At 67.8% G+C, this 14,454-nt stretch carries 12 protein-coding genes and 4 pseudogenes; 5 read left to right on the plus strand and 11 right to left on the minus strand.

What is annotated here, in order from left to right:
- Positions 1–518 precede the first annotated feature (518 nt).
- From ABCR94_RS36535 to ABCR94_RS36545, 3 genes and pseudogenes are all read right to left on the minus strand, one after another.
- Positions 519–1,004 carry a transposase gene (locus ABCR94_RS36535; protein WP_347125568.1) on the minus strand — a complete coding sequence of 162 codons (486 nt, stop codon included), beginning with the start codon at positions 1,002–1,004 and terminating at the stop codon, positions 519–521.
- 136 nt (positions 1,005–1,140) lie between these two features.
- Positions 1,141–1,776, minus strand: a pseudogene (locus ABCR94_RS36540) (hypothetical protein); the annotation flags it as partial.
- Positions 1,777–2,019: 243 nt separating this feature from the next.
- Positions 2,020–2,504 (minus strand): annotated as a pseudogene (locus ABCR94_RS36545) (short-chain fatty acyl-CoA regulator family protein); the annotation flags it as partial.
- A 277-nt stretch (positions 2,505–2,781) separates the two neighbouring features.
- On the opposite strand from ABCR94_RS36545, the gene ABCR94_RS36550 reads away from it, so the two are divergent.
- The 3 genes and pseudogenes from ABCR94_RS36550 to ABCR94_RS36560 all read left to right on the plus strand — a co-directional run bounded on the left by ABCR94_RS36550 (position 2,782) and on the right by ABCR94_RS36560 (position 4,703).
- Positions 2,782–3,354, plus strand: a complete 573-nt coding sequence (locus tag ABCR94_RS36550; protein ID WP_347125569.1) for a GNAT family N-acetyltransferase — start codon at positions 2,782–2,784, stop codon at positions 3,352–3,354.
- Positions 3,355–3,448: 94 nt separating this feature from the next.
- A pseudogene (locus ABCR94_RS36555) lies at positions 3,449–4,309 on the plus strand (IS5 family transposase).
- Positions 4,310–4,526: 217 nt separating this feature from the next.
- Complete coding sequence (locus ABCR94_RS36560) at positions 4,527–4,703, plus strand: hypothetical protein (protein WP_347125571.1); 177 nt, start codon at positions 4,527–4,529, stop codon at positions 4,701–4,703.
- A gap of 616 nt (positions 4,704–5,319) precedes the next feature.
- Here the strand turns inward: ABCR94_RS36560 and ABCR94_RS36565 are convergent.
- From ABCR94_RS36565 to ABCR94_RS36575, 3 genes and pseudogenes are all read right to left on the minus strand, one after another.
- Positions 5,320–5,554 (minus strand): annotated as a pseudogene (locus ABCR94_RS36565) (hypothetical protein); the annotation flags it as partial.
- 76 nt (positions 5,555–5,630) lie between these two features.
- Entirely contained in the window at positions 5,631–6,176 is a 546-nt protein-coding gene (locus ABCR94_RS36570; protein WP_347125573.1) for a hypothetical protein, read from the minus strand.
- A complete protein-coding gene (locus ABCR94_RS36575) occupies positions 6,158–6,727 on the minus strand; it encodes a DNA/RNA non-specific endonuclease (protein ID WP_347125574.1) in 570 nt (189 codons plus the stop codon). Before ABCR94_RS36575 ends, ABCR94_RS36570 begins: the two co-directional genes overlap by 19 nt.
- 3 nt (positions 6,728–6,730) lie before the next feature.
- On the opposite strand from ABCR94_RS36575, the gene ABCR94_RS36580 reads away from it, so the two are divergent.
- A protein-coding gene (locus tag ABCR94_RS36580; protein WP_347117187.1) for an IS5 family transposase occupies positions 6,731–7,605 on the plus strand; the annotation gives its coding sequence in 2 pieces (ribosomal slippage) (positions 6,731–7,066 and positions 7,069–7,605; 873 coding nt in all).
- 187 nt (positions 7,606–7,792) lie between these two features.
- Positions 7,793–9,328 carry an ISL3 family transposase gene (locus ABCR94_RS36585; protein ID WP_347119465.1) on the plus strand — a complete coding sequence of 512 codons (1,536 nt, stop codon included), beginning with the start codon at positions 7,793–7,795 and terminating at the stop codon, positions 9,326–9,328.
- A gap of 207 nt (positions 9,329–9,535) precedes the next feature.
- Here the strand turns inward: ABCR94_RS36585 and ABCR94_RS36590 are convergent, their stop codons facing one another.
- The 5 genes from ABCR94_RS36590 to ABCR94_RS36610 form a co-directional block, all read right to left on the minus strand.
- Entirely contained in the window at positions 9,536–10,105 is a 570-nt protein-coding gene (locus tag ABCR94_RS36590) for a hypothetical protein (RefSeq protein WP_347125575.1), read from the minus strand.
- Positions 10,105–11,253, minus strand: a complete 1,149-nt coding sequence (locus ABCR94_RS36595) for an ROK family glucokinase (protein WP_347125576.1) — start codon at positions 11,251–11,253, stop codon at positions 10,105–10,107. Before ABCR94_RS36595 ends, ABCR94_RS36590 begins: the two co-directional genes overlap by 1 nt.
- Positions 11,254–11,483: 230 nt before the next feature.
- The gene (locus ABCR94_RS36600) at positions 11,484–12,374 is read right to left on the minus strand and encodes an ATP-binding cassette domain-containing protein (protein ID WP_347125577.1); all 891 of its coding nucleotides are present in this window, start codon (positions 12,372–12,374) and stop codon (positions 11,484–11,486) included.
- Positions 12,341–13,402, minus strand: coding sequence for an ABC transporter permease (locus ABCR94_RS36605; RefSeq protein ID WP_347125578.1), 1,062 nt, complete (start codon positions 13,400–13,402; stop codon positions 12,341–12,343). The genes ABCR94_RS36600 and ABCR94_RS36605 overlap by 34 nt, the downstream gene beginning before the upstream one ends.
- Positions 13,399–14,412 carry a substrate-binding domain-containing protein gene (locus ABCR94_RS36610; protein WP_521978640.1) on the minus strand — a complete coding sequence of 338 codons (1,014 nt, stop codon included), beginning with the start codon at positions 14,410–14,412 and terminating at the stop codon, positions 13,399–13,401. The genes ABCR94_RS36605 and ABCR94_RS36610 overlap by 4 nt, the downstream gene beginning before the upstream one ends.
- Positions 14,413–14,454 lie beyond the last annotated feature (42 nt).

Raw genomic sequence — 14,454 nt, forward strand, 5'->3', positions numbered from 1 at the left:
GCCACACGGGCCGTTGACCGAGCGCGCAGCCATTGCGCCTCGGCATCAAAGGCGTTTGGAATCTCACGAGCAAAGGGGTACGACCTGGTTCGCCAGGAGAGGTTTCCGTGCCGTGTGCTCCGCATCGGCCGCAGCCAGCGAGTCGTCACCGCATCCTTGCTCCGCGCCCTCGAAAGCCGCAAGCCGGAGTACAGCAGAGCCCACACCTGACACTGCACACCCTCACAACCCGCCACGCACGAACCCCGCCCGAGCACACCGGCGGGGGTTCCTCGTGTCACGTCGGTGTCACCGACTAGGCGGACTCCACTGACCGCAGGGCGCCTGAACTGAGTTTATAGGAATGCCCTGGACCAGCTGGACGCCCGCAGACGGTTTCTACGACATGTGCCATGTGGTACCCAGTGAGGGACCCAAGATCAGGACCGGGGCGTCTTCTGGCCCGTCAAAGCGGTATTGGAGGGTGTTCTTCGGTGTCTCGCTCACTCGTCCGACCCTCTCATCTGTCACGACAGCCCCTATGAGCGGGGTCCTGACTGTAACGGTCTGACCAGGTGGAAGACCTCCCGGGCCGCATAGCGCTTGAGGCAACGGATGATTTCGCGACGGGTCTTCCCCTCCTTGATCCGACGCTCGTAGTAGTCCTGAGTGCGCGGATCGACCCGCAGACGGGTGAACACGATGCGATGGAGCGCGGCATTTGCCTGACGGTCGCCACCACGGTTGAGGCGACGGTACTGCCGGCGTCCCGAGGAACGCTCAAGAGGACTGACCCCGCACAGCGCAGCAAAGGACGCCTCACTGTCCAGGCGTTCCGGGTTGTCCCCCACCGTAATCAGCAAGGCGACGGCCGTGTCCGGACCGATCCCCACCACGTCGAGCAGTTGCGGGGCATGGCATTCCACGAGCCGGGCCAAACGATCGTCCACATGCCGGATCTGCTCGGAGAGCTGGCCGATCCGGTGAGCCAGCAGACCCAGCGTGATCCGAGTTGCCTGCAGCACCGACTCCTCGCTGGCCTCCTCGTGACCGCTCGCGTCGGCCCAGTTTGGCCAGTCCTTCCCGCAAGGCGGGGTCAGCAGTAACGAGGACGGCCTTGAGCTGGTTGATGGCCTGGGTACGGGCTTTGACGGCCGCCCCCTTCGTAAGTTTGTACATTCTCGCGATCTGCACCGGCCCGTCGCCCGCTTTGGCCCGAGCACGCGCCCGCCCACTCAGCACGGCTCGCGCCGCGTTCTGGGCATCGAGCGGATCCGATTTGCCGCGCCGACGGCGATCCGCCCGGTCCATCCGATTCACGTCAAACACATCGATGCCCTGGCCCAGCAGATATCGCGACAAGGACGCCCCGTAGGAGCCGGTCCCCTCCACCCCGGCACGCCCCACCACACCCAACTTCCTGGCCCACACTTCCTGGCCCACTTCAGCAGATCGCGGTATCCCGCCGCGGTGGCCGGGAACTCGCCGGTGGCAAGCACGGTCCCCAGCACGGATAGCACCGCAGCCACATGCGTATCCCGGTGCGTATCCACTCCCAAAACCACCTCCCCCACCGGGCGACGACGACGCGTCTGCGGAGCAGGCGACGTACTCGACATGGTCGATCTGGACATGCCCGTTCCCCTTTCCGGTCCGATGGCGCGTCGCGTTGCCGGCACCGGGCCGCGTCGGGCGGTCAGAATCGTGAGGACGCCACAACAATCGACAGGCCCCTATCGGGACACACCCCGCCAGCCCGGCACCGACAACGCACCATCCCCAGCCAACAGCCGACACTGCGTGACCAGGACACTTCGGTCAAACATGTCATGAGTCAGACCCCAGACCCGGGACAGCACCCACCCATCCTCCCGCCCGTCGCAGCACCCCCACGCAGAAATACCGAGGATGCTCAGTCCCGACTCCTGGGACACCCCGGATCTGACTCCGGCCGATCGCTATGCGGCGCAGAGGCCGACATCTTGGTTCAGGTTGCTTCATGACCGGTGCGGCTTCTCCACGCTGTCTGCGCCAGTGGGCAGGGCCCAACGTGCCGGCGTTCGGGTCGATGCGCAGGTGGTGCCCGAGCGGCGGTGGCGCCCGCTGTGGGCACTCGAGGCGTTCGCAGACGCGGCAGCCCATCTCGATGGGGGGTGGCGGCCGCGGTGCGGCCGCGGTGCGGCCGCGGTCGAGGCCGTCGCAGTAGACGAGCCGGCGGGCGTGGCGGATCTCGCAGCCGAGGCCGATGACGAAGGTCTAGCCGGGCTCACCCCAGCCGGCGCGGTGGCGGGTGACGGCCCGGGCGGTCCACAAGAAGCCCTGCCCGTCCGGTATTTCGGCGATGTGTACGTGGACGCGTCCGGGAGCGGCGAACGCCTCGTAGGCGTTCCATAGCGGGCAGGTGCCGCCGAATCGGGAGAAGTGGGACCGGTCACCGACTGGCGTTTGGACAGGTTGCCCGCGCGGACGACGCGGACGAAGGAGAAGGGGACGCCGCGCAGTCAGGGACGCTGGAGAGTGCTCAGAGGGCGTTAAGTCCGTTTCTGGTAGTGGCCTTGTCCGGGTTGGGTGAGGAAGCCTTGGCGGGCGAGGCGTCCGCGGCGGCTGCGGGTGACGTTCATGTCTGGGGCGTCGGTGGGCAGGCCAAGTAGTCGTGCCGTTCGCGGGCCCTGAATGCCTGGTCGGGGTGCTGGTTGAAGAGACGTGCGCGATCTGCTGGTAGGCGGTGCCTTGGTCGTGAGGACCGGACCGGGATCGGATATTCAGTGTCTGCCCGCCTCATGAGGACGCAAGATGGTGCGCATGACTTTGGCCACCCCCATACTGCACACCGCTCGCCTGCGACTGCGACCCTTCACCGACGCCGACGCGGACCCCCTCTTCGCGCTGCACAGCAGCACCTACGTGATGCGCTACTGGGACTCCCCGCCGTGGAACGAACGGGCCCGCGCTGCGCGCTTCATCGCGATTTGCCGGAAGATGGCGGATGAAGACACCGGGGCGCGGGTGGCCATCGACCGTGCTTCTGACGGGGCCTTCGTCGGCTGGTGCGGTCTGACCGAATGGGATGCGGACTACCGCAGCGCGTCGTTGGGCTACTGCCTCGGCGATGCGATGTGGGGCCACGGCTTCGCGACAGAGGCCGCGCACGCCTTGCTGCAGTGGGCATTCGACACGCTGGACCTGAATCGGGTTCAGGCCGAGGCCGATACGCGCAACTTGGCATCTGCCCGGGTTCTGGAGAAGATCGGATTCGTGCGTGAAGGGACGTTGCGGGAAGACTGCGTCGTGAACGGCGAGGTATCTGACTCGTGGGTGTACGGGTTGATCAGGCGAGAGTGGCAGCCGTCGGCCGGGTCGATTCCAGCCCGCTAAGGGGTCGTTAAGTCCATTCTCTCTCGGTTAGTGATCGCTCGTTCGTGGTACTGACCGTCGAGCGGGCTCGCAAAATGTGCATGGACATGCTGAGATGCGGGACAGGGGGCGAGAGGCGTATCCGAGCGACTTATCGGACGAGCAGTGGGCGTTGATCGAGCCGATGATCACGGCCTGGAAGCTGGAGCGGGTGAGGCGGTCCGCGACCGGCGATGCCGGGTTCTGTGATCTGCGGGAGGTCGTGAACGCGATCTTCTATCAGAACCGGACGGGCTGCCAGTGGCGCAATCTGCCCCATGACCTGCCGACCTGGTCGGCGGTGTTCTACTACTTCGGCCTGTGGCGGCAGGACGGCCTGGACCAGCGGATCCAGGAACTCCTGCGCTGCCAAGTGCGAGAGAGCCCGCCGGTTAGAGGACCCGTCCCTCGTGATCATCGACACCCAGTCCGTCCGCGCAGCCGCCGGTGTCCCCAAGACCACGACGGGACTGGACGCCAACAAGAAGGTGTCAGGCCGCAAGCGGGGACTGGCCGTGGACGTCCTGGGGCTGATCATCGGCGTCGTCGTTCTGGCCGCCTCCGCTCACGACAACACGGCCGGCACCGCCCTGCTCGACCAGGCGGCCGAGCGGTGCGGGATGCGCCTGGAGAAGGCCCTGGTGGACCGGGGCTTCAAGGACGAGGTCCTCATCCATGGCGCCCTGCTGGACATCGACGTCGAGGTTGTGCGCCGCAACCCCGAAGACCAGGCCGCAGGCTTCGTCCCGCAGCCCAAGCGGTGGATCGTGGAGCAGGTCAACGGCACGTTGATGCTGCACCGCCGCCTGGCCTGCGAGTACGACCACCGCCCCGACACCTCCACCTCACGCGTCTCCTGGGCCTCTATCGCGAACATGGCCGCCGCCTCACCACACCCGCCCCCACCTGGCGCGACACCCTCAAGCTGGCCGCGTGAACGTCATCGAGCTCCTGGCAGACCTCCAGGCCCAGCACGACGAGACCTCCGCCCGGGCCGGTGAACTGCGTGACCAGATCGAGCACTTGACCACCGGCTGGCTGAGACCGAAGCACGACTCACGGACCTGGCCACCACCCGCAAGGTCATCGCCGAACTCGCACCGGCCCGCACCGAGCCCGAACCGCCCGAGACGAACGCCGCCAACCAGGCCATCGTGAACGCTTTTACCCAACACCCCGACCAGGCATTCAGAGCCCGTGAGCTGCACGAACTCCTCGGCATGCCCACCGACGAGGCGACCGTCAACATCACCCGCAGCCGCCTCGGCCGCCTCGCCCGCCAAGGCTTCCTCACCCAACCCGGACGGGGCCGCTACCAGAAACGGACCTAACGTCCACTCAGGCGGCGGCAGACGGTCCCGTGGCCGAGGCCGTAGTGGTCGGTGAGGGGCTCGATGTCGTAGCGCACCGATTCCGATGCCAGGATCCCGGCTGACGCTCCATCAGAGCGAGCGTCAAGATACCGCCCCGTAGCGCCCAAAGCGCACATCATAAGCACGGGCAAAACAGCAGTTCAGGCCCTTCACGCCCGGTTCGAGGATCGCGACGCAGTCGACGTGATGCGTCATCGGAAAGACGTCACGATGAGCGCGGACGGGAAAAATACCAGGTCAGACCGCCTTACAGGAGCGTCTGCACAGGCTATCGCCCGCCTGGAGCGTCATTTGAGCGTCACAGCGTCCGACCCTCGGCTGAGCGGCTCGCGGCGGCCACGTCATCCAGGAGGATGACCGCAATCGCTCCGCCGGGGCAGCGCCGCGGCTGACTATAGGCAACGGCCGCGGCACCCGGCTCCTCTCGCTCCACAGCGGGGATGGCCAAGGGTCTCGGCTGAGGCTCCCCTCCTAGCGTGGCCCCTACCCTCGCCACCGCGGCGCCACGAAGTTGTCGTTCGTCACGACCATCGCACCGGAGTCATCCGCGATGGCCGCGACGAGAGCATCCCCCTTACCCTCGGTACCTGCCGGCGGCTGGATGATGTCGCCCAGCCGTGACCGCGTCACGTTCTCCGTCCGCGACCTTGTGCCTGAAGGCGGCGGCGAAGGCAAGGAAGTGGTCTACTTTCTCTTCGTAGCGGCGATGGAAGCGGCGGCAGCCAGCAAGCCAGGCCATAGTGCGTTCGATGGCCTCCATCGGTGGCGGCCCAGTCTCTGGGAAAGTCCCTGCCCCTGCGGGCGATGCGGTCAAATCAGCCGCACCCCCGAACGACGACCGCCCCCTGGATATGCCAGGGGGCGGTCGCGTGCCAAGGGGACGGCTCAGCCGTTAAGCCCCAGCACTTGGGGGTCATCACTCGGGAAGTCCTTCGGCATGCCCGGCACATGGATGGTGCGCCGATACACGCCGACCAGGAATTCCACGGCGCCGACCGGGAACTCCGACCAGTCGCCGTTGTCGCCGCGGACGACCACCGGCCATGCGTCCGGGTCCGCGGGGCTCGTCCTCCAGTAGAAGCAGTCCCCCGAATAGGACTCGGCCCAGCTGATTAGGCCTCCCGGCTGCGGGTAGGGAACGTAGTCCTGGGTGTCGCCCATCTCGTACAGATCCTGAAGGATCTCGTCCTCCCTGGACTCGGACGCCCATGACGCCTCGGCGCCGGGCCGGGGAACGGACACCTTCAGGAAGTCGTCGATGACCAGGATCAGATACGCCTCCGTCAGGGAGCGGAAGTCCGAGGGCAGCGCCGTCCCGAGGTCCGCCTCGAGGGCGGTCCAGTCCACGCTGCGCCCGACTGTCACACGCCACTGCGTCATCGACGGGAGCGCTGCCTCCAGCTCCTCGATCCTCAGCATGTCGTCTGCCATTCCGTGATGTTCTTGACCGTCACGTTGTCGAACAATACTCCATTCTCGGTGCGGGCGGACATGGTAATACTGTCCGGTATTCCCTCGGTGTGGCTGTAGTTGACCTTAGCGGTGTATTGCACCCAGTTCTGTGCTGCGAGCTGCCTTTCCATCTTGATCTCGCAGCGCCGCATGCCGCTCTTGTTCATGCGGGAGAACCCCGTGAACAGGTTCTCGTTGACCCAGTCGCCGCCCACCTTGTCGCCGACGATATGCGTGCGGTCAAAGATATTCCCTTTCCCCGACTTGGGGGTGTTCTGCGCGGGGTCCGGGAATCCGTACACGTTCACCGCGCCCGTGTCTCTATCCGTGAGCGGGGCCTTGAGGTCGCTCGGGCAGATCAGCGCCGTCGCGCCTTGGGCACGGCCCTCGCCGTCCAGCTCGTCGTACTGGAACCGGGACGACTTCGGCTCGGAGTCACAACGCTCCTCCTCGTCATCGCTGCCCGTGTCGCCGCCGGGTCGGCCCCTAGGGCCTGTTGCGAAAGTGGATCTTGACTGTGAAACGATCACGGTGTGGCGCGTGGAGATCTGACAGACGAACAGTGGGTACGGCTGGAACCGCTCTTGCCGAAGGGCAGTAAGTCCGGCCGACCGCCGATATGGCCCAGGCGGCAGCTGATCAACGGCATACGGTGGCGGACCCGGGCCGGCACGCCGTGGCGGGATGTGCCCGAGCGGTACGGGCCGTGGGACCGGGTCTACGATCTGTTCCGGCGCTGGCAGCGGGACGGCACCTGGAAGCGGATCTTCACCGAACTGCAGGCCCAGGCCGACGCGAAGGACCTGATCACCTGGGATGTGAGTGTCGACTCAACGGTGTGCCGAGCCCATCAGCACGCCGCCGGTGCGGTGAAAAGGGGGATCTCCAGAAGGAGCCGCCCGGAGGTGTCGAGACCGAGCCGGACGACCACGGGCTCGGGCGCTCACGCGGTGGGCTGACCACCAAGATTCACCTCGCGGTCGAGCAGGGGCAAAAACCCATGTCCATCGTGATCACGGCCGGGCAGCGCGGCGATTCCCCGCAGTTCGAACCGGTACTTGAGCGCATCCGGGTACCCCGCAAGGGGCTGGGGCGTCCCCGCAAACGGCCCGCCAAAGTCCGCGCCGACAAGGCGTACGGCTCCCGGAAGAATCGCGCCTACCTGCGCAGACGCGGGATCCGCTGCACGATCCCGGAGAAGAAGGACCAGATCCGCAACCGCAGGAAGCTTGGTTCCCGTGGCGGCCGACCGCCGAAGTTCGACAAGGCCGACTACCGCGAACGCCACGCAGTCGAGTGCGGGATCAACCGCCTCAAACGTCACCGGGCCGTCGCCACGAGATACGACAAACTCGCCGTCCGCTACGAAGCCACCATCCTCGTCGCAGCCATCAATGAGTGGCTGTGACCAGCACTTTCGCAACAGGCCCTAGGGGCAGGGGCGGGCGTCGGCTCGTCATCTTGGCCGGCCTCTGCGGCGGCCTCGTCGATGGCTTGGCCGGCCTCCTGGGCCGCCGTAACCAGGGAGTGTAAAACTAACGGATCTGGCTCACTTTCGGTGGTGACTCAGTGTGCTGGCGGGTCGTTGGCATGGCATGCGTGACGTCAACGAGCTTGTAGCCATGGTGTTTTCGGGTCTGGCCCCGCTGGTCATCGAGGACGTGGTCGATGAAGGTGAGCGGATTGTGGTGCGGGCGCAGACACCGCGCGACTCGGTGCCGTGCCCGGGCTGCGGGGCGGCGTCCGGCCGCGTGCACGGCTATCACCTGCGGACGGTGGCCGATGTGTCGGTGGACGGGCGGCGAGTGGTGGTGCGTGTGCGGGTGCGGCGCCTGGTGTGTCCCACGCGCGGCTGCCGCCACACCTTCCGCGAGCAGGTGCCCGGGGTGCTGGAGCGATACCAGCGCCGCACTGCCCGTCTGACCAGGCAAGTCAGGTCTGTGGTGAAGGAGTTAGCGGGCCGGGCGGGTGCGCGTCTGCTGACGGCGCTGGCTATGCGCCTGTCGCGTCACACCGCTCTGCGCACCCTCCTGCGCATTCCGCTGCCCAGATCGCGGGTGCCCCGTGTGATCGGTGTCGATGACTTCGCCCTGCGCCGGCGTCACCGCTACGCGACCGTGATCATCGACGCCGAAACTCACGAGCGGATCGACGTGCTGCCCGACCGTACGGCCGACACCCTGGAGGCTTGGCTGCGGACCCATCCGGGCGCCGAGATCGTGTGCCGCGACGGCTCGGCCACCTATGCCGAAGCTATCCGCCGCGCTCTGCCCGATGCCATTCAAGTCTCCGACCGCTGGCACCTGTGGCACAACCTGTGCGAAGTCACCCTCAGTGAGGTCAAAGCACACAGCAGCTGCTGGGCCACCGTGCTGGACGCACCCCTGTCCGACGGGCCCCGCGCACAGACCACCCTCGAACGCTGGCACCAGGTCCACGCCCTTCTCGACAAGGGTGTAGGTCTGCTCGAATGCGCCCGGCGTCTGGAACTGGCCCTCAATACCGTCAAGCGTTACGCCCGGGCAGACCGGCCCGAACGCATGCTCCGTGTCCCCAAGTACCGCACCAGTCTTGTCGATCCCTACCGCGAACACCTGCGCAAACGCCGGGCCGAAGACCCTGCCGTCCCCGTCCAGCACCTCTTCGAAGAGATCAAAGCCCTCGGATTCACCGGCTGCCTCAACCTCCTGCACAAGTACATCCACCAAGGCCGCGCGGACGCCGAGCGAAGCCACATCTCGCCCCGCCGCCTCGCCCGGATGCTTCTGAGCAGGCCCGAAGGCCTCAAGGCCGAGCAGCAGAACCTCCTGGACCGGCTCACCGCGGCCTGCCCGGAGATGACCCGGCTCGCTGACCATGTCCGCACCTTCGCCTCGATCCTGGTGCCCAAGCCGGGCAACACCGCCGCCCTCAGCCGCTGGGCCACCGATGCCCGCGCAGCCGACCTGCCTCACCTGCATGCCTTCGTCCGCGGCCTCGAACGAGACCACGACGCGGTCGTCGCCGCTCTCACGCTCCCGTTTCATAACGGAGGCACCGAGGGCGTGAACAACAAGACCAAGCTGATCAAGCGGCAAATGTACGGGCGAGCGGGCTTCCAACTCCTCCGCCACCGCATCCTGCTGGGCTGACCTCACCCACCGTTACCACCGAAAGTGAGACAGAGCCTTAAGTTTGACACTCCCCCTACGGGCGGCCGATCCACGAGGCATGGCAGGCCTGACGGCGGCGGCCTGCTTGGGATGGTCAATCGGGAGAAACAAACATGTCTGTGCGCCCGACGGGTGCCTGGGGATGACCTCCTCCTCCGCCGCCCGGCGGGTCAGGCCGGTCCGTGGTCAGGGGGTGGCGGCCGAGACGGCGTAGACCAGTGGCCGGGCAGGGTTGCTCTCGTCCACGGTGATGTCGACGGTGGGCAGCGGGTCCTTCTCGGCGACCGTGGTGCCTGCCCAGTCGTCGCCCGTTTTGAGGTCCCAGCCCGCGATCCCGGCGTCGCGCTCACTGATCGAGACATGACCGGCCTTGAGGGCCGAGCGGCTGATTCCCAGGTCGCTCAGGAACCAGTCCAGGTCCGCGGGGACCGTGCGGAACTGGACGTACAGCCTGCTGGTCTTCCAGTTGTTCGTCTCGTAGTACGCGACGTCGGTGGCCGCGTTCGGGACCGGGATGTCGTAGATGCGGCGCTGCACGCGGGACGGGAAACCCTCCGTGAGGCCGGTCGCCGATGCCGCCTTCGCCTTGTCGCGGCCGCTGTCACGGCTCTGCTCGGCGGAGATCAGCAGATAGCCCGCGGGGACCCCGATGAGCAGCACGATGGTGATCGCCGTCAGCCAGCGCCGGGTGACGACGTGGCGGCGGCTCTCGGGGCGTTTGCCGCCCTCCTCGGGGGGCGGCACGGCGGGGGGCATTACGGGGATCCCTGGGTGGTGGTGCGGATGGCCTGCGCGTAGCGCTCGTAGCGTTCGTAGCGCTCCACGCGGCGCCGACTGGTCCGGCGGAACCGGCGGGCGACGAGGCGGGCGAGGTCGGCGGCGCCGACCATGCCGGCCTCGGGGCCGAGCTGGGCCTTGGCGATCCGGGCCTCGGGGCGGTAGCCGCGGCCCGTGAGGTGGCGGCGGAAGGCGTCGCGGGCCGGGCCGATCAGCAGGTCGTCGGCGGCGCTGACGCCGCCGCCGATGACGAAGCAGGAGGGGTCGAGGGCGGCGGCGAGGTTGGCGATGCCGACGCCGAGCCACTGGCCGATGTCCTGGAGGAGTTCGATGCACATGGCGTCGCCCTCGCGGGCCAGCTCGGTGATGAGCGGTCCGGTGATCTCGTTGACGTTGCCGCCGACGCGCTCGATGAGGCCGTGCGCGACCGGGGAGTCCGCGGCGGCGAGCTCACGGGCCTCGCGGACCAGGGCGTTGCCCGAGCTGTACTGCTCCCAGCAGCCGCGGTTTCCGCACGGGCAGCGATGGCCGCCGGGCACCACCTGCATATGGCCGAACTCGCCGGCGACGCCGTACTTGCCGCGCTTGACCTGGCCGTCCTCCAGGATCGCGCCGCCGATACCGGTACCGAGCGTGATCATGACGAGGTGGTCCTCGCCGCGGCCGGCGCCGAAGCGCCATTCGGCCCAGGCGGCGGTGTTGGCGTCGTTGTCGACCAGTACGGGCACGGCCAGCCGGGCCGTGATCGCGTCGCGCAGCGGTTCGTTGCGCCAGGCGAGGTGCGGGGCGAAGAGCACCTTGGAGCGGTCGGCGTCGACCCAGCCGGCCGCGCCGATGCCCACCGCGTGCACATCGTGGCGGTCGGAGAGGTCGAGGACCAGCTCGACGATGGTGTCCTCGACGACCTTGGGGCTCTTGGACTTGTCCGGCGTCTCGGTGCGGATCTTCTCCAGGATGACGCCGTCGGCGTCAACGACGCCAGCCATCACCTTCGTGCCGCCGATGTCGATCCCGACGGTGGGCACCCGGGGCGCGGTGAGGTGGGAACGCCGCTCACGGGTCCCGACCGTGCGCAGGACGGTGGCGCGGGCGGAGCCGCGGTGTGTGATGTCCCGGTAGGTGCTCATCGGGAGGTCACCGTCCTGCCGACGGGGGCGCGGGTGGGGGCGTGTACTCGCACGGCTCGGTTCGTCCCTGGGTGGTCTCGGGGGCCGGCCGTCGCCGGCGGCGAACGGCGCCCGCCAGGGCCGATTCTGCCACCCCTTGTGCTTGGCGACCTTGCGCGAGGGGGTGAGGCACCCCACCCTCTGCCCCCTCGGGGGGGCTTTCGCCGCCCCGGCCGGGGCCGGGAACGGGCTCAGTCGTCCTTCGCGGGGACGTCCTTCGCGGGGGCGTCCTTGGGGACGGTGTCCCTCGGGTGGCCGCCGAGGTGGGTCGGGGCGGGGGCGCGCTCCAGCTCGTGGCTGAGCTCCTCCAGCTCGCTGCCGCCCGCCATCTGGCGGGTGAGCTCGTCCAGAGTGATCTGCTCACGCGTGTGGCTGCCGGCCATGATGCCGCGCTTGAGGAGTACGAAGCGGTCGCCGACCAGGTAGGCGTGGTGCGGGTTGTGGGTGATCAGGACGACGCCAAGGCCCGCGTCGCGCGCGGCGGCGATGTACTTCAGGACGACGCCCGACTGCTTGACGCCGAGGGCGGCGGTCGGCTCGTCGAGGACCAGGACCTTCGCGCCGAAGTAGACGGCGCGGGCGATGGCCACGCACTGGCGCTCGCCGCCCGAGAGGGTGCCGATGGGCTGGTCGACGTCGCGCAGGTCGATGCCCATGCGCAGCATCTCGGTGCGGGTGGTCTCCCGCATGAAGGCGGTGTCGAGGCGCTTGAAGGGGCCCACGCCCTTGGTGGGCTCCGAGCCGAGGAAGAAGTTCCGCCAGACGGGCATCAGGGGGACGACGGCGAGGTCCTGGTAGACGGTGGCGATGCCCTGGTCCAGTGCCTCGCGCGGGGAGCTCAGGTGCGTCTCGTGGCCCTCCAGCGAGAAGGTGCCCGCGTCGTGCTGGTGCAGCCCCGCGATGATCTTGATGAGGGTGGACTTGCCCGCGCCGTTGTCGCCGAGGACGCAGGTGATCTCGCCCGCGTGCACTTCGAGTGAGACGCCCTCCAGGGCCTTGATGTTTCCGTAGAACTTGCTGACGTCGTCGAGCTCGACGAGGGCCACCGTCATTTCGTCGCCTCCGCGCGCTTGCGTACCCATGCGTTGAGCAGGGTGGCCAGAAGGAGCATCGCTCCGAGGAAGAACTTGAACCAGTCGGGGTTCCACTCGGCGTACACGATGCCCTTGCTGGTCATGCCGAAGATGAAGGCGCCGACCGCGGCGCCGATCGCCGAGCCGTAACCGCCGGTGATCAGACAGCCGCCGATGACGGCCGCGATGATGTACGTCAGCTCGTTTCCGACGCCTTCGCCCGACTGGACGACGTCGAAGGAGAACAGCAGGTGCTGGCCCGAGATCCAGGCGCCGACCGCCACGCCCATGTAGAGCCCGATCTTCGTCTTGTTGACCGGGACGCCGACCGCGCGCGCCGCGCCCTTCTCGCCGCCCACCGCGAAGATCCAGTTGCCGGAGCGGGTGCGCAGCAGGATCCAGGTGGCGACGGCGATCAGTACGGCCCACCACAGGACGGTGACCTTGAGGTTGACGCCGCCGACGGTGGTCTGCGAGGCGAAGACCTGCTTGGCGGACTCGAAGCCCTCCATGTCGCTGATGCTCTTGGTGGAGACCGTGCCGCTGATCAGCTTGGTGAGGCCCAGGTTCAGGCCGGTCAGCATCAGGAACGTACCGAGCGTGATGATGAAGCTCGGCAGGTTGGTGCGGGTCAGCATGAAGCCGTTGAAGACGCCGATGGCGAGCGTCACTAGGAGCGAGACGAAAATGCCGACCCAGACGTTGGCCGTCATCTGGTAGCTGAACATCGAGGAGACCAGTGCGGAGCTGGTCACCATGACGCCGGCCGACAGGTCGAACTCGCCGCCGATCATCAGCAGCGCCACCGGGACGGCCATGATGCCGATCACCGATGCCGCGTACAGGACCGTACCGAAGCTGGACATCCGCAGGAAGCTGTCCGCGGCGACCGAGAAGAACAGGAAGACGGCCACGGCGCCGACCACCGAGCCGAGTTCGGGGCGGCCGAGCAGCTTGCGCAGCGGTGAGGCCTTGATCAGCCGCTCGTCGGCGGTCGTGCCGCTGTCGGGCACGGGCGCCGGTGCGATCGCGGTCATCGCGTCCCCCGCTTCGTGTAGGCCTCCAGCGCGGGGGCGTCCTTCTTGGTGATGATCTGGGGGCCGGTGAGGACCGGCTTGCCGCCGCCGAGGACGTTGTCGTTGTACTTGTAGAGCCACAGCAGGTCCACGGCCTGGTAGCCCTGGAGGTACGGCTGCTGGTCGACGGCGAAGCCGAGCGTGTTGTCCTTGAGCGCGGTGACGACCTTCGCGTTGAGGTCGAAGGTGTCGATCTCGGCCTCGCTCTCCGCCTGCTTCTTGGCCTGGACGGCGGCGCCCGCGAAGGGTGCGCCGAGGGTCACGACGGCGTCGATGCCCTTCGTCGACTGGAGCTTCGCCTCGATGGACGCCTGTACGTCGGGCATGTTCGTGCCGTCGACGTAGATGTTCTGCAGGTCGCCGTCGAAGGTCTTCTTGGCGCCGGCGCAGCGCTGCTCGTGGCCGACGTTGCCCTGCTCGTGCAGGACACACAGCGCCTTCTTGCGGCCGCGCTTGCCGAGTTCATCGCCGACGGCCTCGCCCGCGATGGTCTCGTCCTGCCCGATGTGGGTGAGCGCGCCGAATTCCTTGGACTCCGCCGTGCCCGAGTTGACCGTGATCACCGGGATGCCGGCCCTGGTGGCCCTGGCAACCGCGGCCCGCACGGCCTCGGGCTTGGCGAGCGAGACGATCAGCCCGTCGACCTTCTTGTCGACGTAGGAGTCGATCAGCTGGGCCTGCTGCTGGCCCTCGTCGTTGTGCGCGTACAGGAACTTGACGTTGTCCTTGGCCGCCGCCTGCTCGGCGCCCTTCTGGACGATGTCCCAGAAGCTGTCGCCATCGCCCGAGTGGGTGACCATGCCGATGGTCCAGCGGGGTGTGTCCACCGCGGCCTTGCCCTGGGCGGCCTGCTGCGAGGCCCGCTCTTCGGCGCGCTTGCCGCCCGTGCTGCTGCAGCCCGCCAGCGAAGCTCCGAGCACCGCCGCCAGCACCGCGCCCATTGCGCGTACCCCTGTCCGAACCCTTGCCACGACGCCGTGCCCTTCTCGTACTCCTCGGTGCGTCCGGGGATC

The organism is Streptomyces changchenzhani (assembly GCF_039766235.1).
Lineage (GTDB): Bacteria > Actinomycetota > Actinomycetes > Streptomycetales > Streptomycetaceae > Streptomyces.